Source organism: Streptomyces sp. NPDC058985, from assembly GCF_042740985.1.
Taxonomy (GTDB): domain Bacteria; phylum Actinomycetota; class Actinomycetes; order Streptomycetales; family Streptomycetaceae; genus Streptomyces.
The window spans coordinates 1-21,173 of record NZ_JBHYJX010000080.1 but is presented as its reverse complement, the minus strand read 5'-3'; the positions used below and the strand labels follow the sequence as shown (position 1 = coordinate 21,173).

Annotated in this window: 18 protein-coding genes; 7 read left to right on the top strand and 11 right to left on the bottom strand. The window is 72.9% G+C overall.

What is annotated here, in order from left to right; all coding sequences use genetic code 11:
* Positions 1–145: 145 nt before the first annotated feature.
* A complete protein-coding gene (locus ACFW01_RS37495; RefSeq protein WP_234960776.1) occupies positions 146–520 on the top strand; it encodes a cupin domain-containing protein in 375 nt (124 codons plus the stop codon).
* A gap of 12 nt (positions 521–532) precedes the next feature.
* Here ACFW01_RS37495 and ACFW01_RS37490 read toward each other — a convergent pair whose 3' ends face one another.
* Both ACFW01_RS37490 and ACFW01_RS37485 read right to left on the bottom strand, forming a co-directional pair.
* A complete protein-coding gene (locus ACFW01_RS37490) occupies positions 533–1,504 on the bottom strand; it encodes a hypothetical protein (protein WP_384511223.1) in 972 nt (323 codons plus the stop codon).
* Positions 1,501–4,980 carry a DNA polymerase III subunit alpha gene (locus ACFW01_RS37485; RefSeq protein ID WP_384511226.1) on the bottom strand — a complete coding sequence of 1,160 codons (3,480 nt, stop codon included), beginning with the start codon at positions 4,978–4,980 and terminating at the stop codon, positions 1,501–1,503. The genes ACFW01_RS37490 and ACFW01_RS37485 overlap by 4 nt, the downstream gene beginning before the upstream one ends.
* Before the next feature lie 165 nt (positions 4,981–5,145).
* Between ACFW01_RS37485 and ACFW01_RS37480 the strand changes: the two genes are divergently transcribed.
* Positions 5,146–6,207: a DUF3533 domain-containing protein gene (locus tag ACFW01_RS37480; protein WP_234960774.1), complete on the top strand. Its 1,062-nt coding sequence runs from the start codon at positions 5,146–5,148 to the stop codon at positions 6,205–6,207.
* Between the two features lie 103 nt (positions 6,208–6,310).
* Here ACFW01_RS37480 and ACFW01_RS37475 read toward each other — a convergent pair whose 3' ends face one another.
* The 5 genes from ACFW01_RS37475 to ACFW01_RS37455 all read right to left on the bottom strand — a co-directional run bounded on the left by ACFW01_RS37475 (position 6,311) and on the right by ACFW01_RS37455 (position 11,495).
* Positions 6,311–7,393 (bottom strand): S1 family peptidase, encoded by a 1,083-nt coding sequence (locus ACFW01_RS37475; protein WP_234960773.1) that lies wholly within the window; start codon positions 7,391–7,393, stop codon positions 6,311–6,313.
* Between the two features lie 397 nt (positions 7,394–7,790).
* Complete coding sequence (locus tag ACFW01_RS37470; protein WP_234960772.1) at positions 7,791–8,693, bottom strand: S1 family peptidase; 903 nt, start codon at positions 8,691–8,693, stop codon at positions 7,791–7,793.
* 203 nt (positions 8,694–8,896) lie between these two features.
* Positions 8,897–9,682: a DUF1684 domain-containing protein gene (locus tag ACFW01_RS37465; RefSeq protein WP_384511218.1), complete on the bottom strand. Its 786-nt coding sequence runs from the start codon at positions 9,680–9,682 to the stop codon at positions 8,897–8,899.
* 90 nt (positions 9,683–9,772) lie between these two features.
* Complete coding sequence (locus tag ACFW01_RS37460; protein ID WP_384511215.1) at positions 9,773–10,213, bottom strand: hypothetical protein; 441 nt, start codon at positions 10,211–10,213, stop codon at positions 9,773–9,775.
* Positions 10,214–10,304: 91 nt separating this feature from the next.
* Positions 10,305–11,495, bottom strand: coding sequence for a DUF5685 family protein (locus ACFW01_RS37455; protein ID WP_384511212.1), 1,191 nt, complete (start codon positions 11,493–11,495; stop codon positions 10,305–10,307).
* A gap of 288 nt (positions 11,496–11,783) precedes the next feature.
* On the opposite strand from ACFW01_RS37455, the gene ACFW01_RS37450 reads away from it, so the two are divergent.
* Positions 11,784–12,221 (top strand): cell division protein SepF, encoded by a 438-nt coding sequence (locus ACFW01_RS37450; RefSeq protein WP_161327782.1) that lies wholly within the window; start codon positions 11,784–11,786, stop codon positions 12,219–12,221.
* A 63-nt stretch (positions 12,222–12,284) separates the two neighbouring features.
* Here ACFW01_RS37450 and ACFW01_RS37445 read toward each other — a convergent pair whose 3' ends face one another.
* Positions 12,285–13,478, bottom strand: a complete 1,194-nt coding sequence (locus ACFW01_RS37445) for an acyl-CoA dehydrogenase family protein (RefSeq protein WP_234960768.1) — start codon at positions 13,476–13,478, stop codon at positions 12,285–12,287.
* 278 nt (positions 13,479–13,756) lie between these two features.
* Positions 13,757–15,364, bottom strand: a complete 1,608-nt coding sequence (locus ACFW01_RS37440; protein WP_234960767.1) for an MFS transporter — start codon at positions 15,362–15,364, stop codon at positions 13,757–13,759.
* A 255-nt stretch (positions 15,365–15,619) separates the two neighbouring features.
* Between ACFW01_RS37440 and ACFW01_RS37435 the strand changes: the two genes are divergently transcribed.
* The gene (locus ACFW01_RS37435) at positions 15,620–16,807 is read left to right on the top strand and encodes a mannosyltransferase family protein (RefSeq protein ID WP_384511208.1); all 1,188 of its coding nucleotides are present in this window, start codon (positions 15,620–15,622) and stop codon (positions 16,805–16,807) included.
* A gap of 238 nt (positions 16,808–17,045) precedes the next feature.
* Entirely contained in the window at positions 17,046–18,065 is a 1,020-nt protein-coding gene (locus ACFW01_RS37430) for a phosphatase PAP2 family protein (RefSeq protein ID WP_234960765.1), read from the top strand.
* 7 nt (positions 18,066–18,072) lie between these two features.
* Here ACFW01_RS37430 and ACFW01_RS37425 read toward each other — a convergent pair whose 3' ends face one another.
* Both ACFW01_RS37425 and ACFW01_RS37420 read right to left on the bottom strand, forming a co-directional pair.
* Positions 18,073–18,288: an I78 family peptidase inhibitor gene (locus ACFW01_RS37425; protein WP_122617415.1), complete on the bottom strand. Its 216-nt coding sequence runs from the start codon at positions 18,286–18,288 to the stop codon at positions 18,073–18,075.
* Between the two features lie 366 nt (positions 18,289–18,654).
* Positions 18,655–19,476, bottom strand: coding sequence for a hypothetical protein (locus tag ACFW01_RS37420; protein ID WP_234960764.1), 822 nt, complete (start codon positions 19,474–19,476; stop codon positions 18,655–18,657).
* Positions 19,477–19,885: 409 nt separating this feature from the next.
* Between ACFW01_RS37420 and ACFW01_RS37415 the strand changes: the two genes are divergently transcribed.
* Entirely contained in the window at positions 19,886–20,686 is an 801-nt protein-coding gene (locus tag ACFW01_RS37415; protein WP_234960763.1) for a hypothetical protein, read from the top strand.
* 75 nt (positions 20,687–20,761) lie between these two features.
* Positions 20,762–21,052, top strand: a complete 291-nt coding sequence (locus ACFW01_RS37410) for a hypothetical protein (RefSeq protein WP_122617418.1) — start codon at positions 20,762–20,764, stop codon at positions 21,050–21,052.
* Positions 21,053–21,173 lie beyond the last annotated feature (121 nt).

Sequence of the window (21,173 nt, the reverse complement as noted above, 5' to 3'; positions counted from 1 at the left end):
CGTCGTGGTTGCACGCGCAGTTCCCCGCCGCCCTTGAGGGACGTCACCTGGACGCCGTCAAGTGGCGCGGGGAACTGCGCGACCAGCCACCGACTGCCCGCAGCCGACAACGCACCCCGAGCCCCCTCACCCACAGGAGACCCCCGTGCCCGTCATCCGCTCGTCCGAAGGCGTCACCCACGAGATCCACGGCGCCCGTTTCGTCTCGTACGCCACCCCCCGCACCGGCAGCAGTCAGCTCTGTGCCTGGCGGGGCGAGATCCCGGCGGGGACGCGGGCGCCCGCGCACACCGTCGACCGGGAGGAGATCCTCCACCTGCTCACCGGCGAACTGCTGATCGTCCTCGACGGCCGCACCGAGCGCGTCACGGCGGGCGACACCGTGATCATCGGCCCGGGGGCGACCCTCGCCGTGGAGAATCCCACCGACCGGACGGCGACGACCTGGGTCACCACCTCCGTCGGCCTGACGGCCGAACTGGCCGACGGCACCCGGCTCACCCCGCCGTGGGCCAACTGACCCGCGAGGGCCTCAGGCCACCGCCAGGGACCCCGGCATCACCGCGCGCGGCCCGAACTTCGCCCGCGCCCGGTCCGCGACCTCCTCGATCCGGCGGACCTTCTCGTCCACGGGGTCGAAGGTGAGCTGGTGGGAGGCCTGTTCGGCGGGGGCGAGGCCCTCGGCGCGCAGGACGACCGACCGGACCCGGGCACGCTGGAGACCGAGCGCCTCGTACATGCCGTACGCGGCCCGCGTCAGCGCCGCCGAGTGCGCGGTCGGCTCCTTCAGGGTGCGGCTGCGCGTGGTGGCCGACCGGTCGGCGTAGCGGACGGTGAGGGTGAGGGTGCGGCACACCTTCTCCACGGCCCGCAGCCGGGCGCCCAGTTCCTCGGCGGCCGAGAGCAGGGCGCGGCGGTGCCGGCCGGGGTCCAGCTCGTCGCGGTCGAAGGGACGTTCGGCGGCCAGTGAGCGGGAGATCCCGTTGGGGACGACCCGGCCGCGGTCGATGCCGTTGGCCTTCTCGTGCAGCTCGCGGCCCGTCCGCGCGCCGAGCAGGCGCTGGAGCGTGGACAGGGGCGCGGCGGCGACCCGGCCGAGGGTGTCGAGGCCGTACTCGCACAGCGTGCGGGCGGTCGCGGTGCCGACGCCGGGCAGCGCGGCGACGGGTTTGCCGGCGAGGAACTCCCGCACCCCGCCCTCGGGTACCGCGCGGGTCAGCCCCGGCCGGGCGTCCCGCAGGGCCATGCGGGCCGGCATCGGGCCCGGCCCGGCGCCGATCAGGCAGTCGACGCCGTACAGCGCGAGGGCGCGGACACGGATCACCGCGGCCAGTTCCACGGCGTCGCGGCCGAAGTACCGCTCGGCGCCGCGCAGGTCGGCCAGCGCGCCGTCGGGCGGCAACGCCTCGACGACCGGCGTGAACTCCTCCAGGAGCCCCAGCAGCTGGGGCAGGGCCGCCTCGTACATCGGCGGCAGCTGGAAACGTACGCAGAGAATGGTCATCCCGCACTCCCCGGACTCTGGTGCCACAACTTCCTTCCCACCGCGGGCCCTTCGCCCGCGGGGCGCAGATCGGCCCAGGGGTGCATCTCGTACCCCGTGGACATGCGGATCCTCCGCTGCCCCCCGTCGCCGTCGGCCGTCTCGGGACCCGCCCCGGGGGCCTCGGCGAGCCGGGCCGCGACGCCCTCCAGGCCCTCCGCGGACCGCACCTCCAGCAGGTCGGCGAGGTTCCAGGCGGCGGAGCCGACCACGCTGAGGCTGCGCGGGCCGCGCCGCTGCACCACCCCGCGCACCAGCAGCAGCCAGGAGTGGAAGACGGTGTGCGCGCAGGCGTCGTGGGAGTCGTCGAAGAAGGCGAGGTCGACCAGGCCGGTGCCGTCGTCGAGGGTGGAGAAGATGACCCGGCGCCCGGAGCGGATCGGCGGGGTCTGCGTGGCCGCCTTGGCGCCCGCGACCAGCACCGCCTCCCCGTGCCTCGCCTCGCGCAGCCGCTTGGCCGAGACCACGCCCAGCTCGCGCAGGAAGGTGCGGTGGTCGTCCATCAGGTTGCGCGAGGCGTCCATGGACAGCACGCCCAGCTCGGCGCTGAGCCGCTCCGCCGAGGTGAGGTCGGGCAGTCCGGCGGACGCGGTCTTCCGGCCGCCGGTCAGGGGCAGCTGGTCGCCGCGTCCGGCCCGGGCGCCGCGGTGCAGCTCGGTCAGGTGCAGTTGCAGGTCGCGGCGGTTGGCGCCGAACGCGTCCAGCGCGCCGACCTGGGCGAGCCGTCCGGCCAGCGGCCTGCTGGGGCGGGCCCGTTCCCAGAAGTCGAGCAGGGAGGCGTACGGCTGCCCCTCGGCGGCCCGTTCCGCCTCGGCCTCGCTGATGCCGTGCACGTCGGAGAGGGCGAGGCGCAGGCCCCACACGGGCTCCCGCCGCTTACCTTCGGACACCAGTTCGATCCTGTGTGCGACCCCGGACTTGTTCACGTCCAGGGGCAGGATCGGCACCCCGCGCCGCCGCGCGTCCGCCAGCAACAGCCGCTTGGGGTACATGCCGGGGTCGTGGGTGAGCAGGCCCGCGTAGAAGGCGGCCGGGTGGTGGGCCTTCAGCCACGCCGACTGGTACGTCGGCACCGCGAAGGCGACCGCGTGTGCCTTGCAGAAGCCGTACGAGCCGAAGGCCTCGATGATCTCCCAGGTGCGCTGAATCGTTTCCGCGTCGTACCCGTGCTCCGCCGCGTGCTGGGCGAACCACACCTTGATCCGCCCCTGCGACTCCGGGTCGGAGAGCCCGCGCCGCACCCGGTCCGCCTCGCCCCGTCCGCAGCCGGTCATGATGTCGACGATGTCGATGATCTGCTCGTGGAAGACGACGACCCCGTACGTCCCCTCCAGCGGCTCCGCCAGGTCCTCGTGCGGGTAGCGCACCGGCGCCCGCCCGTGCCGCGCCTCGATGAACGGCCGTACCATGTCGGCGGCGACCGGACCGGGGCGGAAGAGCGAGATGTCGACCACGAGGTCGTGGAAGGTGGCCGGCTGGAGCCGCCCGACCAGGTCCCGCTGGCCCGGCGACTCGATCTGGAAGCAGCCCAGCGTCTCGGCGGAGCGGATCATCCGGTACGTCGCCGGGTCGCCCTCCGGTACCGCGTCCAGATCGATCTCGGTGCCCGCGGCCCGCTTCACCTCGGCGACCGCGTGCGCCATCGCCGACTGCATCCGCACACCGAGCACGTCCAGCTTGAGCAGCCCCAGGTCCTCCACGTCGTCCTTGTCGAACTGCGCCATCGGGAAGCCCTCGCCGCTGGTCGGCATCACCGGCGTACGGGAGAGCAGGGAGGCGTCGGACAGCAGGACGCCGCAGGGGTGCATGGCGATGCCGCGCGGGAGGGCGTCGAGTCCCTCGACCAGCTCCCAGAACCTGCCGAACCTCCCTCCCCCGTCCCGGCGGGACTCCTCCGCCAGCTCCCTCAGCTCGGGCAGCTCCTCCAGCGCGGCGCGGGCGTCGCGGGCGCGGATGTGCGGGAAGGACTTGGCGACGCGGTCGATCTCGGCCGGGTCCATGGACAGGGCGGCCCCGACGTCGCGGACGGCGTGGCGCACCCGGTACGTCTCCGGCATCGCGACCGTGGCGACCCGCTCGGTGCCGAACCGGCCGATGATCGCGCGGTAGACCTCCAGCCGGCGCGCGGACTCCACGTCGATGTCGATGTCGGGCAGCACCACCCGCTCCCTGGACAGGAACCGCTCCATCAGCAGCCCGTGCTCGACCGGGTCGGCGTGCGCGATGCCGAGGAGGTGGTTGACGAGCGAGCCCGCGCCGGAGCCGCGCGCGGCGACCCGGATGCCCATGTGCCGCACGTCGTCCACGACCTGGGCGACGGTGAGGAAGTACGAGGCGAAGCCGTGGTGGGCGATGATGTCCAGCTCGTGGTGCATCCGCTCCCAGTACTCCCGGTGGCCGCGCCGCCGGTCGTAGCCGCGCAGCACCATGCCGGCCACCGCCCGGGAGGCGAGCGCCCGCTGGGCGGTGCGGCGGCCGGCGCCCACGAGGTGGGGTTCGGGGAAGTGGACGGCGCCCATGCCGAGGTCGTCCTCGGGGTCGACCAGGCACTCGGCGGCCGTCGCCCGGGTCTGCTCCAGCAGGCGGTGGGCCGTGTCACGGCGGAAGCCCGCGGACTCGACGATCCGCTCGGCGGCGTGCCGCATGGCGTCGGCGTCCTTGAGCCACGCCTCACCGGAGTCCAGCTCCCCGGTGGCGTCGATCGGGACGAGGCGGCGGGCGGCGTCCAGGACGTCGGCGACCCGGCCCTGGCCGGGGTCGGCGTAGCGGACGGCGTTGCTGAGCACCGGCCGGACGCCCTGCTCGGCGGCGAGGCCGACGGTGCGTGCGGCCAGCCGCAGGGAGCCGGGGCCGGTCCCTTCGCGGCCGTGCCAGACGGCCTCCAGGCGCAGGGCGTCGCCGTAGACCTCCCGCCAGGGGACGAGGAGCTTCGCCGCGCGGTCGGGGCGGCCGGCGGCGAGGGCGCGGCCGACGTCGGAGCCGGGGCCGAGCAGGACGGTCAGGCCGTCGGCGTGGTTGTCGGCCCAGGCGAGCTGCGGGGTCTCCTCGGCGGTGTGGGCGGCGGAGACGAGGCGGCACAGGTCCGCCCAGCCGCGGGCGCCGTCCCGGGCGAGAAAGGTGACCCGCGGGGCCGACTCGTCGACGAAGGCGCCGCCGCGCACGGGGACGCGGCGCCGGTCCCGGCGTACGGAGGTCTCCGTGCGGCCGGTCCCGGACTCGGGGGCGGCCACCGCCAGGTCCGCGCCGAACAGCGGGCGGACCCCCGCCTTCGCGCAGGCCTTGGCGAAGCGGACCGTGCCCGCGAGGGTGTCGCGGTCGGTGAGGGCGAGGGCGTCCATGCCCCGCTCCGAGGCGCGCTCGGCCAGCCGCTCCGGGTGGGAGGCGCCGTAGCGGGCGGAGAACCCGGAGACGGTGTGCAGATGCGTGAAACCCGGCACACGCACCTCCGATCTCATGAACCCGACGTCCTGGGCCCTACACCTATCGAACGTCTGTTCCCAACTACCTCACCCCCACCATAGACCAATTTTCGAATGTGTGTACGACATCCGTTCGGCCCCGTCCCACCTGCGCAAACACCCTCAGGCCCGGACCGTGAGGACATGTCACACACACCGGGCTACCCCGGCACGCGCAGCAGCTCCTTCCTCGCCGAGGTGAAGGACGCCGTCACCCCGCGCGCCACCCTGCTCGTGCTCGGCGTGATCGCGCTCCAGCTGCTCTTCATCGCCTCCTACGTGGGTGCGCTGCACGACCCGAAGCCGAGGGACGTGCCCTTCGGGGTGGTCGCGCCCCCGGCGGCCGCCGACCGGACGGTGAGCGCGCTGGAGGGGCTGCCCGGGTCACCGCTGGACCCGCGGACGGTGGCCGACGCGGCGAGCGCCCGCAAGCAGATCGAGAACCGGGACATCGACGGCGCCCTGGTCGTCGAGGGCTCCGGCCGCACCGACACCCTGCTGGTCGCCTCCGGCGGCGGCACCGTCCTCGCCACCACGCTGGAGGGCCTGGTCGCCGAGGTGGAGCGGAGCCGGGACCGCGCGGTGCGCACCGTCGACGTGGCCCCCGCCTCGGCCCGGGACTTCGACGGGCTGTCGTCGTTCTACCTGGTGGTGGGCTGGTGTGTCGGCGGCTATCTGTGCGCCTCGATCCTGGCGATCAGCACCGGCGCCCGGCCGGCCAACCCGCGCCGGGCGGGGATCCGGCTGATCGTGATGGCGCTGGTGTCGATCGTCGGCGGACTCGGCGGCGCGGTGATCGTCGGGCCGGTCCTGGGCGCGCTGCCCGGCAGTGTGGTGGACCTGTGGGGGCTCGGCGCGCTGATCACCTTCGCGGTGGGCGCCGCCACGCTCGCCCTCCAGGGGGTCTTCGGGATCGTCGGCATCGGGCTGGCGATCCTGCTGGTGGTGATCGCGGGCAATCCGAGTGCGGGCGGGGCCTTCCCACTGCCGATGCTGCCGCCGTTCTGGCAGGCGATCGGACCGGCGCTGCCGCCGGGCGCGGGCACCTGGGCGGCGCGTTCGATCGCGTACTTCAAGGCGAACGACGTGACCGAGTCCCTGCTGGTGCTGTGGGCGTGGGCGGTCGCGGGGACGGTCATCACGATGCTGGCGTCCGTACTGCGCCGCGCACGCCGGGAGCCGGAGCTGCCCACGCGGGCCGGCTGACCCACGGCCCCGCACACACGGGGACGTACCCACACGGACGCGCACACGCGGAAGTCCCGCCCCACAAGGGACGGGACTCCCGCGTGCCGTGTACCGCGCGTGCTCAGCCGATCTGCGTACCGGTGGCCGACAGGGCCTCCGTCACCGGCTGGAAGAAGGTCTCGCCGCCGGAGGTGCAGTCGCCGCTGCCGCCGGAGGTGAGGCCGACCGCCTGGTCGCCCGAGAAGAGCGAGCCGCCGCTGTCGCCGGGCTCGGCGCAGACGTCGGTCTGGATCAGGCCGTTGACGATGTCGCCGTTGCCGTAGTTGACGGTGGCGTCCAGGCCGGTCACCTTGCCGTCGTGCACCTGGGTGGTGGAACCGCTGCGGGTGACCTCCATGCCGACGGTGGCGTCGGCGGCGCCCGAGATGGCCTGGGTGGAACCGTTGTAGAGGTTCACCTCGCTCGGGTGGTCCACGTCGCCGCTGTACTTGACCAGACCGTAGTCGTCGTCCGGGAAGCTGGACGTCACGTTCTCGCCGAGCTGGTTGCCGGAGGAGTCCTGCCAGCTGGTGATTCCCTCGGTGCAGTGCCCGGCGGTCAGGAAGTGCGGCTCGCCGCCCTTGGTGACGTTGAAGCCGAGCGAGCAGCGCCCGCTGCCGTCGGTGATGGCGTCGCCGCCCGCGATGAAGGGCTTGTACTCGCCCTTGGTGCGCTTGAGTTCGGCCTTGGCGCCGAGCCCGTCGACCACCTTGGTCAGCTTGGTCAGCTCGGCCTTGGAGACCGTGCGGTCCGCGGTGACGACGACCTTGTTGGTGGTCGGGTCGGTCGCCCAGGACGTGCCCGGGATGGCCGCGTCCTCGGTGAGCGTGGTGCGCGCGCTCTTCAGCTCGGCGAGCGAGTTCTCCACGACTCTCGCCTTGGCGCCGGCCTCCTCGACGGTCTGCGCGGCGGCCTTGTCGAGCACGTTGACCACGAGGCTCTTCGCCTGTGCGTCGTAGTACGTGCCGGCGGCGTCGGTGCCGAGGTCGCCGAGGAGCGTGGAGGCGAGCTTTCCGGCCGCCGTGACCGAGAGGGTCTCGGGGGCGGCGGACTGCGGGGCCTCACTGGCGTTCGCACTCTGGAAGGTGACTCCCGCCGCGACCAGTGCGGTGATGCCCGCGCCTACGACCGCGGCCCGTCGCTTGGGTATGCGTCGGTGCTTCAACTCATGTCCTCCTGTGGGGGGTCGGCCCGGGAGGTTGTGGGGACCTCGCGAACCGGAAGGCTGGTTGACGAGCGCTAACTCTTCCGATTCCACAGGGAGCACACAAGGTCGACTTCGAGACGTGCGCACGACAACTTCAGCGTGGTCACACGGCCTTCACCATTCATGTCCCTTCCAGCAGGATTCACGGAGCGAACACACCAGCAAACGCTACGGACGAGTAACCGAAGACCGGCCGAACCGGTCCCACCCTGTCCGAAAGTCACCCCTTGCCTTCCGGTCGCCGGGTGTGCATCTACACGCGGTGGTCGCGCGGATCCGTCCGGACCCGGGCACGGGAGAGCCCCCGCACACCGGTTGGTGCACGGGGGCTCGCTGTACTGCCGACCGGGCCGGACTAGTAGACGCTGACGCCGTAGGCGCTCAGGGCCTCCGTGACCGGCTGGAAGAACGTCGTACCGCCGGAGGAGCAGTTGCCGCTGCCGCCGGAGGTCAGACCGTACGCGGTGCCGTTGCTGCCGTAGAGCGAGCCGCCGGAGTCACCGGGCTCGGCGCAGACCGTGGTCTGGATCAGCCCGCCGACGACGTCGCCGCCGCCGTAGTTGACGGTGGCGTTCAGGGCGGTGACCCGGCCGCTGTGGGTACCGGTGGTGGAGCCGTCACGGATGACGGTGGTGCCCACGCTCGGGGTGGCGGCGCGGGTGATGTCCACGCCGTTCGCGGTACCGGGCCTGCTGACGGACCCCGTGTACCGCACGATGCCGTAGTCGTTGCCCGGGAAGCTGGAGCCCGCCGTCTGTCCGATGACCGTGCCGCCGGAGCTGGAGCGCCAGGAGCCGGCGCCGTCGGTGCAGTGACCGGCGGTCAGGAAGTACTCGGCGCCGCTGCTGGAACGGACGTTGAAGCCGAGGGAGCAGCGCCAGCTGCTCGCGTAGATGGCGTCGCCGCCCTGGATGAGCTTGCTGAACGTGCCGGGGGTGCGCTTGACCGTGAGCGCGCCGGCCTTGTCGCCGGCCTGCTCCTTGATCTTCGCGATCTCGGCCTGGGAGACGGTGCTGTCGACGGTGAGCAGCACCCGGCCAGACTTACTGTCGACGGCCCAGGCGGTGCCCGGGACGTCGGCCTTGAGCACCGCGCCGCTGGCACTGCTGAGTTCGGCGGCGCTGAAGGTGGCCGGGGCGGGTGCCGCGGTCGCGCTGGGGATCGCGACGGCGGCCGCGGCCACGAGGCCGGTGGATACGGCGATCAGCCGAGTCCGTCTCGTGATGCCGCTGCGGGGGGTGGTGCGCTTGATCCTCACTTTTCGTTCCTCCACATGGGAAGTCGGGGGCCCTCGTGTGGGGTTGGGCCCGTGAGGCGCAGCCAGGGGCGGACCGCCGGGTTCCGGAAGCGTCGTGCCCCTGACAAGCGCTGAGGTTGGAGTATTCGGCCGAACGACCGGTCGGCGCAAGGGTGCCTTTCGGCCGTTGATCTTTGAACGACCCCTGCCAACCCCGCTGAACCTCAGCGCAGTTCCCGCTCCCCCGCCTCGACGCGGACCACCAGCGTGTTCCCCGGCGGCGGGAAGGGACAGACGAAGTGGTCGGCGAACGCGCACGGCGGCAGCAGCGCGCGGTTGAGGTCGACCGTCGTACGGCCCTCGGCGTCCGGCGCGGGCGGGCGCAGGAACCGGAAGCGGTAACTGGTGCTTCCGCTGCTGCCGTCGGCGAAGACCGCCCACAGCGAACCGTCGTCCTCGACGCTCACCTGGAGCGTGTGCTCCCGCCCGCCCAGGGCGAAGGCCAGCTCCCCGCCGAGGGCCAGGCCGCGCTCCCTGCCGTCCGCGTTCTCCACCCGCACACTGCGCCGCCCGGTCTCGTACGGCGTGAAGCGTCCCGGCACCGACCAGCGCGGATCGTACGGGGTGGCCGCGATACCGCGGAACGCCCGCCGCGGGCGGGCCGCCGGGTCGAAGTCGCGCACGCCCCACAGGCCCTCGCGGACCAGTACGACCAGCCGCCGCTCCCCGAGCGCCACCCGGGCCGCACCGGCCGGCCCCGCGTCGGCGGTGAGCCGCACCTCGCCGTCGAGGGGCCGCCCGTCCACGGTGAGCCCGTCGGCACCGGTGGCCGTCAGCAGCACCGCGTCGCCGTCCGCCGTCCACCGCCCGGGAATGTCCGGAAGTTGCCCGTCCGGATAGTCCGCCAGCCAGTGCGTGCCGGTGAGGGCGAGCGGCCCGTAGGGTGCCGACACCGTCGCCACGCGGTGTTCGTGCCACCGCTTCCACTCGCCGGATGCGTCCGTCGTCATGGGACCAACCCTTCCATACCGGTCCGACCGGACCGAGGCGGGAACGGAGGGTGGCGCCCTCGTACGCGGTACGGAACGCGCCGTGCGCCCTCACCCGCCGGTGCCGGTCTCCGCGGTGAGGAGGGCGGCGAGCCGCACAGCGGTCTTCTCCCCCGCGCGCTGCCTGATCAGGCCCTCCTTGGCGGCTGCGCGGAGCCGAATCTCCGCGCCGTCCGCACCCGCCGTCCGTACCCGTGCGGTCACCACCACGGGATTCATACCGGCGGCTCCTCCGTCCACCACCACACGAATCGTCTCCTCGCCCTCGCCGCCGCACGCGAGCGGTACCGCCTCGACCGAACGGCCCGCCTTCCCGAGCACACCGGAGACGCGCTTCACCACGTCGTCGAACGGCAGGGGGACGTGCAGCCCGATCTCATGCACGTCCTTCTTCATCAGCCTGCCCACGGCCCGGATCAGGGGACCACCCCCGCCCGCCGCGCCGAGGGCAGCCAGCTCTCTGGCCAGGATCTGGTCTTCGCTCCGGTCCACGGACGTCGTCCTCACTCTCGGATTTGGTTCGCATGACGGCTCCGGGCCGAGGGCCGACCCTCCACGCCCGAGCGGACGGACCGACCGCGGCTCAGCAGCTGCACCCGCAGTCGCAGCCGTCGCAGCCGCACCCGTCGCCGTCACAGCAGTTGCTGCAGCAGTCGCAGCAGCTGCAGCATCCGTCGCACCCGCCGCAGTCGCAGTTGGTGCACGAGCCCTCCTTGCGTTCCCCGCTCCACGGGTCGTGGTAGGTGCCGCAGCACAGCTGGCACGTACAGGCCAGCCCCACCCACACGGCGCACCCCGCGAGCAGCCCCCGCCGGTCGCGCCGGGGCGGCTCCGGGGGCGTCGGCGCACCGGGGCCACCGGGTGCGCCCGGGGTGCCGGGAGGGGCGTACGGATGGCCGCCGTGGGCGCACGACACGGTGCCGAACGCCCGGTCGACGGAGTTGCCCAACTCGTGCACGAGCAACCGGTGCACGAGCCGCCCGTCGCCGAACTCCGCCTCGCGCAGGGCGAGCCGCACCCCGTGCACCGCGTCGTCAGCGAGCCGCCGGGCCTCGGTGAGCGGGGTCCCGGTCGCGGTGAGCGGGTTCCAGGCGCCGGACGCGGCGTCGGCCTCCCGGTCCTCCACGGCGTCCAGGAGATGGGCGAGCCGGCCGAAGAGGCGCCCGGCCTCGGCGAGCGGCTCGGCGTTGTGCGGGCGGCCGGCCAGGTGCGCGGTGTGCGCGAAGGCGGCGGCGGTGGCGGTCTCGGTCGGCTCGGTGACGGTGAGCAGCGGCGTGCCCGGCCCGGCGAGGGCCTCGATGCCGCCCTGCCGGTCCACGGCGTCGACCAGGACGGCGGTGTCGAACCCGACGGCACTGCCGCCGCGCGCTCCCGCGGCGTCCCAGCCGGTGGCGACCCGGCGAGCGGCGAGGGCCACCGGACGGCGCGCCAGCAGGCCGTCCCCGTCGGCGACATGGTCGCGCACCTTGGCCGAGGCCAGCACCAGCGAGACGGCGGCCGCGAGCCGGGCCCCCTCGCCGTGCGCGACGGACGCCGTACGCATCCCGCGCAGCGGACAGGGCCCGGCGGTGCGCCGCCCCGCTCCCGCACCACCGCTCCCGGCCTGAGCCTCCGTCAAAACCGATATGAGAAGCCCGTCATAGTTCGTCACGATCCGCGCGAACTGTCCGTGATCCTTGCGCAGCGCGAGACACAGCCCGCACAAATGCGCCATCCACTGGCTCGTGAGGCTCTCTCCGAGCCGGTGCCTGCAGGGCCTGACGATTCCGAACACACCGCTCCCCCGTGGTTGGTACGACGCTGAGCTGCGGCATCGTACCGACCCCTCGTTCACCCGTACGCACCCCGCCTCACCCGTCCGCCGCGAAGAATCATATTTCACTCACAGTCAGCAGCCGTTTGGGAAACGACCCTTGGGACACAAGGACTCTCGACGGATTCGCTGTGCACCAGTACCGTCACAAACCCCCCGGGCGGCGTCTATCCACTTGGCGCGACGTCCGCATCATGGATGACCATAGGGATGCGGAAGCACGAAAGACCGCTGTGAGAGGAGGCGTCCATGGGATCGGTACGCAAGGCGAGTGCGTGGCTCGGCCTCGTCGACGACAACGATGACGAGCGCTACTACGACGACGACTACTCCGAGGGCACCGACTCCGGGGACGCCTGGGTCACGGACCCGCGGGTGAAGGTGGCCTCGGACGTGGCCGAGGAGAAGGGCCGCCGCATCGCGACCGTCACCCCGGACAGCTTCCGGGACGCACGGTCCATCGGCGAGCTGTTCCGGGAGGGGGTCCCGGTCATCATGAACCTGACGGCCATGGAGGCGACCGACGCCAAGCGCGTCGTCGACTTCGCCGCCGGGCTCATCTTCGGCCTGCGCGGTTCGATCGAGCGGGTGTCCACCCGGGTGTTCCTGCTCAGCCCGGCCGACACCCAGGTCATCAGCGGCGAGCCCGCCGCGCACCGTTCCGACGGTTTCTTCAACCAGAGCTGAGGCGGGGCCGCTCACCACGGCCCCGCCCGCCCCACGCCGGACTCCCCCGGGACCTGACCCGTCCTACCGGAAGGCGTCGAGTCCGGTGAGCGCCTTGCCCAGCACCAGCTGGTGCATCTCGACGGTGCCCTCATAGGTGAGCACCGATTCCAGGTTCGTCGCGTGCCGCATGACGGGGTATTCGAGGGAGATCCCGTTGGCGCCGAGGATCGTGCGGGCCGTGCGGCAGATGTCGATGGCCTCGCGCACGTTGTTGAGCTTGCCGAAGCTGACCTGCTCGGGACGCAGGCGGCCGGCGTCCATACGCCGCCCGAGGTGGTGGGCGAGCAGGATCCCCTTGTGCAGTTCGACCGCCATGTCGGCGAGCTTGGCCTGGGTCAGCTGGAAGCCGCCGATGGGCCGCCCGAACTGCTCCCGCGACTTCGCGTACTCCACGGCCGCCTCGAAGGAGCTGCGAGCCGCGCCCATCGAACCCCACACGATGCCGTAGCGGGCGTGGGTGAGACAGCCGAGCGGTCCGCGCAGCCCGGTGACCTCCGGCAGTACGGCGTCGGCGGGCAGCCGTACGTCGTCCAGGACCAGCTCGCTGGTGACGCTGGCCCGCAGGGACCACTTGTGCTTGATCTCGGGGGCGGAGAAGCCGGGGCTGTCGGCCGGCACCACGAACCCCCGGATGCCCTCCTCGGTCTGCGCCCACACGACGGCCACGCCGGCCACCGACCCGTTCGTGATCCACATCTTGCGGCCGTTGAGGATCCAGTCCCCGCCGCCGTCCCGCTTGGCGTGGGTGCGCATGTTGGCCGGGTCGGACCCGTGATCGGGCTCGGTCAGCCCGAAGCACCCGATGACGTCACCGGCGGCCATGCGCGGCAGCCATGCCTGCTTCTGGTCCTCGCTGCCGAAGCGGTGGATGGCGTACATGGCGAGGGATCCCTGCACGGAGACCAGGGAGCGGATGCCGGAGTCGGCCGCCTCCAGCTCCAGGCAGGCGAGGCCGTACTGCACGGCGGTGGCGCCGGCGCAGCCGTAGCCCTCCAGCGACATGCCGAGGGCGCCGATGCCGCCGAGTTCGCGGGCGAGTTCCCGGATGCCGGGCAGCTCGCCCCGCTCGTACCAGTCGGCGACGTACGGCAGCACGCGGTCGGCGGCCCAGTCCCGCACGGTGTCCCGGATCGCCAGGTCCTCCGGGTCCAGGAGGTCGTCGATACCGAGGGGGTCGACGGGGTCGAAGGCGGGCAACTTGGGGGACGAGGCCATGGGACACCCTCCGAGGCTGTAAAACTAGCGCCGCTAGTTACGGTTCTGATGCCGACGTTACGATGCCCGGTGCCGCACGTCCACCACCCCACGTCTCCCACCCACGCACCACCCGTTCACCGCCAACCGGCAGGTGAACGCCGCCCGTGGACGGCTGAGCACCGTCGGCGTCCGCGGCACTCCCACCGCAAGCCGCCGACGGCGGCGCACCCCCGCGGGCGGCCTCGACCTCTTGGCCGACGGTGAACGGGCGGTGCGCGGGTGGGAGAGCCCTTCGGTCACACCGAGACGCGTGACTCCACCGCGTCCCGCGGCGCCGGCACCGACACCGCCTCCTCCCCCTCGCACTGCATCACCCGCGGCAACCGCAACGCCATCACCGCCCCCAGCAACAACAACCCCGCACTCACCACCAGCGTCACATGCAGCCCGTGCACGAACGCGTCCCCCGCGGCCCGCCGCAGCGCAACCCCCGCAGCCCCGCCCAGCTGCGCGGCAACCTCGTACGCCTCCCCCAGCGAATGCCCCGCCGCCGACGACGCCGACGACGGCACCCCGGGCACACCCCCCGTCACCCCGGGCCCGTACGCCGCGTTCATCACACTCCCCAGCAGCGCGATCCCGATCCCGGCCCCGAGCTGGTACGACGTCTCGCCGATCGCCGCCGCCCCACCCGCCTGCTCCTGCGGCGCCTCACTCAGCATCGACTCGTACGCCCCGAACAGCGTCGTCTCCAGACCGAACCCGAGCAGCACGAACCCGGACAGCATCAGCGCGCAGTTGTCGCTCCGCCCCAGCGCCGTCAGCAGCACCACCGCGAAGGCCGTCAGGCAGAACCCCGCGCACACCATCCGCCGCGGCCCGAACCGCCGCAGCATCCGCGCGCCCGCCAGCCCCGCCGCCATCGCCGCGAAGGTCAGCGGCAGCAGCCGCAGCCCGGTCTCCAGCGGCGACAGCCCGAGCACCAGCTGCAGGTACTGCGCCGCGATCAGCTCCAGGCCCACCAGCGCCAGCATGGCCAGCACGATGCACCCCACCGACGTACTGAAGGCCGGCCGCCGGAACATCTCCAGGTCGACCAGCGGATGCGTACGCCGCCGCTGCCGCCGTACGAACCCGACCAGCAGGGCCGCGCCCAGCACCAGCGGCACCACGGTGAACAGGCTCGCCACCGGTTCGCCGCCGCCCAGCCGCTTCACGCCCAGGACGACCCCGAAGAGACCGGCCGCCGCCATCAGCGCGCCGACCACGTCCCAGGGCCCGCGCCCGTCGCCCTTCGACTCGGGCAGCAGCAGCCGCCCCACCGGCAGGCTGACCAGCATCAGCGGGATGTTGACGAGGAAGACCGAGCCCCACCAGAAGTGCTCCAGGAGGAATCCGCCGAGCAGCGGCCCGACCGCCGCGCCGACCGCGGCCACCGCGCTCCAGATGCCGATGGCCAGCGCCCGCTCGCGCCGGTCGGGAAAGACCTGGCGCAGGATCGACAGCGTCGCGGGCATGATCATCGCGCCGCCGACCCCGAGCAGCGCTCGGGCCATGATCAGGACCTGGGCGCTGTCGGCGAGGGCCGCCAGCGCGGAGGCGACGCCGAAGAGCGCGTAGCCGAGCAGCAGGATCCGTCTGCGGCCCACCCGGTCGCCCAGCGTGCCGAAGAGGATCAGCAGCGAGGCGCAGACCAGCGGATAGATGTCGACGATCCAGAGCAGCTCGATCGCACCGGGCCTGAGATCCTCGGTGACGGCGGGGACCGCCACGTGGAGAACCGTGGCGTCCACGGCGACGAGCAGCAGGCTGACGCAGAGGACGACCAGGACCACCCAGCGGTTGGCACCGGCCCCGGCAGCCCGACGGCGCAGCTCGACGGCGGCCGTGGTCGTACCGGACATGTACGTACCTCCATGTTCCCTCGCGTCCGGCGGGCTGCGCGGGGTGGGGACTCCCCTGCGGGTCGCCGGAGAGGAGCGGAGGTCTCCGGGCCGTGCAACGGAACGCGAGTGACTGGCCAGATTACGCGAGAGCGCGCACCGCACCTGTGGCGGGCCTCACACACCCCGCGTGACCTGTGCGGCATGTCCGCCGCGGCCGCGGTTCCGCCCGCCCGGCCGACGGGCCGCCGCCCCGCCCGGCTGATAATCGAGCCCGTGACCGATCTTGACACGCGCGCGGCGGACCGCCCAGGTGCCCTGCGCCGGGCCGCCCCGGCGCTCCTGGGCTACGCGGCCGTACGCGCCCTCGGCCTGCTCGCCCTGGCCCTGTGGAGCGCCGCCCGCGACAAGAGCGCGTACACGCTGCTGACGGCCCGCTGGGACTCCCTCTGGTACACGAGGGTCGCCGAGCTGGGGTACGGCTACGAGGTGCGGCTGCCCAACGGGGACGTCCACTCCAACCTGGCGTTCTTCCCGCTGCTGCCGTGGCTGGAGCGGCTCGGGGCGGCGGTGACGCCCCTGTCGCACGCGGATGCCGGGTTCGTCGTGAGCCTGCTCGCCTCGCTCGCCGCGGCCTGGGGGATCTTCGCGGTGGCGGAGCAACTCCACGGCCGCCGCGCCGGCGTCTGCGCGGTGCTGCTGTGGGCGGTGCTGCCGGTCGCGGTCGTGCAGTCGATGGCGTACAGCGAGTCCCTGTTCACGGCGCTGGCCGCCTGGTCGCTGTACGCGGTGCTGACCGGGCGCTGGGTGACGGCGGGGACGCTGGCCGCGCTGGCCGGGCTGACCCGCCCGGTGGGGCTCGCGGTGACGGCGGCGGTGTGGGTGGCCGCGGTCGCGGCATTCGTGCGAAGCCGGAGCGGCGCCTCCTCGGACGGCGCCCACCGGCCGGAGCGCGCCCCCGGCGACGGCGCACGGCGCGTGCTCGGCATGCTCCTCGCGCCCCTGGGCGCCGCCGGCTACGTGCTGTGGGTCGGCCACCGCACCGGCGGGGGCCCGCTCGGCTATCTCGACGTGCAGGCCGGCTGGCGCAACGGCTTCGACGGAGGCGCGGCCTTCGCCCGCTTCGTCGCCGGGAAGTTCACGTCGTTCCCGGGGGCCCTGGCGGGCGTGGGTCTGATCGTCGGGGTCGCGTTGCTGGTCTGGCTGTACGTGGTGTGCGTACGGCGGCGCCAGCCGCTCGCGCTGCTGGTGTACACGGGTCTCGTCGTGGTGCTCGCCCTGTGCGCGTCGAGCTACTTCGGCTCCAAGCCCCGGCTGCTGCTGCCCGCCTTCCCCCTGCTGCTGCCCCTCGCCGTGGCCCTGGCCGGGCTACGAACGTCCAGGTCAGCGCTTGTCGTGGGGGGACTCGCGGTGGTGTCGGCGGTGTACGGGGCGTTCTGGCTGAACGGGTCGGGACCGCCCTGACCCGCCGCGGGCGCCCGGTGGCCGCCGGGAGAATTCCGTACCAGCATTCGGTTAACTCATTCATAAGCACGATAAAACCGCCGACCGGGCCGATCAAAGGAATTGAAGCCCACGCCCCGCGGGGATTGCGCATTCGCCGAAAATAGAGCGCCGCCTGAGAGGAATCCCACATCACATCGTCATCACAAACCCGTTGATTCGGCTGGGATCACTCCTCACTCGCTGTAACGTCGATTGGGTGCGTACCGAACGGAAGCTCACCCGTCTGGACCGGGTGTTCGCGAGACTGGACCGGGAGCCGGAACGACCGGCGCTCCTGGCCGTGCCGGAGATGAGCCGGCACAGGATCGCGCTGTTCGCCGGAACCCTCGCGTTCTACCTCGCGATCGTGTGGGCCGTGCTGATCAGCTCGTGGCTGGTCCGGCTCGACTGGCAGGTCATGTTCTTCCGGCCCTACCAGCAGTGGCCGGAGATCCACGCCTTCGTCGACTACTACGTCGTCCTGGGCCAGCGCGGCCCCACCGCCGTGATGGTCGCGGCCTGGCTGGGCTGGCGCTCCTGGCGGCAGCACACCCTGCGCCCGCTGCTCGCCCTCGGCGCCTCCCTGCTCCTGCTGAACGTCACGGTCGGTGCCGCCAAGTACGGCATGGGCCGCCTGGGACCGCACTACGCGACCACGATCGGCTCCAACGAGATGTGGCTCGGCGGCGATATATTTCCGAGCGGTCACACCGCGAACGCCGTCGTGACCTGGGGCATCCTGGCCTACCTGGCCTCGACGCCGAGGGCGCGGCGCTGGCTGTCGGCCCTGATGGCGGTCACCTCGCTCGGGGTGGGCATGTCCACCGTCTACCTCGGTACGCACTGGCTGAGCGACGTGCTCCTCGGCTGGGCAGCCGGACTGCTGATCCTGCTGGCGCTGCCCTGGTTCGAACCGCTGATCACCCGCGCCGAGGCCTGGATCCTCGGCCTGCGCGACCGCTGGTACGCCCGCCGCGGCAGCGAGGACGCCACGAGCCGTCCGGCCGGCCCGCCCGTGATCCTCACCCCGCCGGTCCCCGGCCGGGAGGAGGCGCCGTCCCGCGAGCCGGTGGCCTCACCCCGCACCACCCGCGCCCCGGCGCATCTGGCTCCGGGCCCGCACACGGCGCGCTCGGACCGTATGCCGGTGACGCCCGCGGGCAGCCGACGGCCGCCGCACGCCGACCGGCACCCGCGCAGCACGGCCCCGGCCGCACGCCCCCTGTCGGGCGGCTGAGCGCCCCTCAGCCCTTCCAGGACCGGGCCACGCGGCCGTCCTTCACCTCGAAGTTGAGGCGACCCACGCGGTACTCCATGGTGATGATCGTGCCCGGCGCCAGGGACCGCACCGTCGACCAGCCGCGCTCGCGCGCCAGCCGCTCGGCCTCGTCGGAATCGAGGCCGACGTAGCTGTCCGGGCTGTCCTGGGGTTCGGCCGGGGGTGTCGGAATCGGTGCCATGCGGCCACGCTATGCCCTGCCCCCGGACCGGGGAAGCCCAGGCCGCCGACCCGGGGCACGGATGCACCTACGGTCACATTTCTGTCACAGGATCACGGTGCGCGTTTTACGGGAACTCCGTCACACGGACGGACGGTTTTGTACGCCTTTCGCGAGCGGGTGAGGTGAATTACCGCGTGTCGCGACGGACCGTCGAATAGGCGGACGCAATTGACCCGCATTGCGTCCCCGAGCCGGTCCGCATTCCGTCCCCGAACACCCCCGAACGGACGTGCGGACGACGTCGAAATCGCTTACGCGGACCGAACACGGGACACAGGAAAGCCACCCCTCGCTCACAGGTTCTCCCCATCTCCCTCGCGCGGGTCAGGGGGCCGGCGGGACGACGGAGAGCGACAGGTCGTTGTCGTCCGTGTAGTACGGCCCGGCCTCCACGGGGCCGTCGGGGGTGAGCACGCGCGCGCGGGGATAGGTGAGGACCGGGTGCTTGTCGGCGACGTCGTCCAGCAGCCGCGCCAGGCGCACGGCCGGGCCGGACTCACCGGCGGGCCGCAGCCACAGGTCCCAGTCTCCCGGCGCCAGGGTGTCGTAGCGCACGGTGAAGCCGAAGTCGGCCCGCTCGGCGAGGACGTCCACCCGCCGCACTCCGCCCCCGTCCCCGTCGGTGGCGGTCCTGGCCCGCAGCTCGGCGTGGGCGCCGGAGGTCAGCTGGGTGCCGTACACCCGCCCGCGCACGGTCAGGCCGCCGTTCACCAGCCCCAGCTCCACCGTCTCCGCGTGCGGGGCGCGCAGCCAGCTGCGGACGGTGAGGTTGCCCTGGCGGGTGGCGTACGGGATGCGGACGGCGACGTGGCCGAGCAGCCCGCCGGGGATGCGGGCGGCGAGGGAGCGCAGGTCGGTGACGCCGGGCACCAGGCGCCGGGGCTCGCCGTCGGAGAGGGCGGCGTAGGCGTCCCAGCGGCCCTCGGGCAGGGAGACGCTGCTGGGCAGCGCGGCGCGCAGCAGGCCCTCGGCGGCCGGCGCCAGCGGCAGGCTGACCGTCTCCTCGGCGTCGGTGTCGCGGCGGCGCAGGATGAGCAGGGCCGCCCCGGTGTTCCCGCGCGCGGCGACGTCGAAGGTCAGACCGCCCGCGGAGTCGCCGACGCAGTCGGCGCGCAGCGGAGCGGCCGGTGGGTTCGGCGGCGTCATGCGATGCGGTTCCTCCCTGGGCTTCTCATCGTCCGGTTAGACCCGGAACCCTGCCTTCTGGTTGTCCGTGTCCGATTGCGATGTGGTCACGACCGGAGTATCGACCGGGACCGCGGCCATTTCCAGTCACCCAATTCATTCACTGATTTCATGATTTGTCGACTTCCAGCGGCGACGATCACGTTCCGCGTCCGGGCTCAACCCCCTTCCACCGCAGGTCACTTGGGTGTACCGCCGGGCGGGTGGCCGGGGGACGATCACGCGCGTCGCATGGTTCGATTCCGTTGGCCATGGGGCGTGACTCCCGCCACAGATCACCCGTTGTCTTTGCATGAGCCGGGGACCCGCCCGGACCACGGACCAGGAGCCACCCGGTCCGGTCACGCACCGCATTCCGAGGGAGCCCCCCGTGCCGCGCATGCTCGACGTCAGCGACGACGTACGCGCCGAGATCGGCGACGAAGAAGCCGACCGCCTGCTCGCCGGGGAGTCCGCCCCGGGCAGCTACGACTGCACGTCCTGTCGCACCCCGGGCGACTGCGAGCAGGAGCGCACCAGCACCGTTCTCTTCATCGGCGACGAGACCGCGGTCCTCGCCTTCGCCCACGCCGGCTGCCTGCCCTCGCAGGTCGTCAAGGTCACCGAGGAGCAGCTCCAGGGCGCCGTGCGGTCGATCAGCGCCGACCAGGCCGCCCGGCCCGAGCGGCAGCGGCCCGCCCCGCCCGAGCAGGCCCCGGAACAGGCGGTGCTCGGGGTGACCAGCGGTCTGGTCCTGATCGCCGGGGAGCTGCACCCGGCGCTGGTGGTGGAGCCGACCGCGCCGATCGCGCGGCCCGGGACGGCCGGAGCCGGGGACGACTTCCTGCCGCTGCTGATCGAACAGGGCTTCATGCCGGTCACCGAGCTGGCGGCCACGCCCTCCGTGCTGCACGGCTGGTCGGTGCTGCTCGCGATGGGCCAGCTGCACGCGGTGCTGCAGCCCGGCGCGGACGGCGGCCGGCCGGTGGCCTGGTGGCAGGCGCACCAGCCCCTCCAGGTCACGGAGGGCTGGCGCACGGCGGCCAACAAGCACCAGCAGGTACTGATGTTCGCGGCACCGGTGGGCTCGATCGGCCGGCAGCCGCGCGAGGACCTCCTGCGGGACGCGCTGGACAAGGCGGCGGCGGGCGGACAGCTGGTCGCGGCGGCGCTGCCGCTGGCGGGAACCTGACCGGAGAATCACGCGGGTGCCGGACGGCCGCCACCTGGGCCGCATCCCTTCCAGCGTGAGGTCGTTTGGACATACGTGTACGCATACGACGCCTTCCACCGCCATGGCGGCCCCTCGGCCACGCCGATCTACGACGCGCTCTACGCCGAGTACGTCAGGTCCTTCCGATCGCTGCCGGGCGATCGCAGCGGTGAGGAGGAGCTGGGGTTCACCGCCTTCCGGAGCATCCCGTGCGGCAGAGGCTCGTACAGCGCCTACAGCGCGGGGGCCCAGAGCGCCCGCGTCGGCCAGCAGTCGGTGTGGCAGCGGGTCGGGACCCAGCACGTCCCGGCGGCGCTGCCCCCGGCCCCCCGCAGGGGTGCCTGACGGCCACCGGCAGGACGTGAGAGAGGGGGGGGCCCCCGCGGGGGGGCCCGGCGGCCCGGCGGGGGGCCCCCCCTATTTTTTTAGCCGCCCCGGTGGGGGCCCCCCCCCCCGGGGGTATATA

Bases quoted from the DNA above. Each gene is read 5' to 3' on its own strand.
- ACFW01_RS37465 (WP_384511218.1), bottom strand. From the start codon at position 9,682: ATGACGACGGACGCATCCGGCGAGTGGAAGCGGTGGCACGAACACCGC.
- ACFW01_RS37440 (WP_234960767.1), bottom strand. From the start codon at position 15,364: ATGTCCGGTACGACCACGGCCGCCGTCGAGCTGCGCCGTCGGGCTGCC.
- ACFW01_RS37490 (WP_384511223.1), bottom strand. From the start codon at position 1,504: ATGACCATTCTCTGCGTACGTTTCCAGCTGCCGCCGATGTACGAGGCG.
- ACFW01_RS37425 (WP_122617415.1), bottom strand. From the start codon at position 18,288: ATGGCACCGATTCCGACACCCCCGGCCGAACCCCAGGACAGCCCGGAC.
- ACFW01_RS37450 (WP_161327782.1), top strand. From the start codon at position 11,784: ATGGGATCGGTACGCAAGGCGAGTGCGTGGCTCGGCCTCGTCGACGAC.
- ACFW01_RS37445 (WP_234960768.1), bottom strand. From the start codon at position 13,478: ATGGCCTCGTCCCCCAAGTTGCCCGCCTTCGACCCCGTCGACCCCCTC.
- ACFW01_RS37420 (WP_234960764.1), bottom strand. From the start codon at position 19,476: ATGACGCCGCCGAACCCACCGGCCGCTCCGCTGCGCGCCGACTGCGTC.
- ACFW01_RS37480 (WP_234960774.1), top strand. From the start codon at position 5,146: ATGTCACACACACCGGGCTACCCCGGCACGCGCAGCAGCTCCTTCCTC.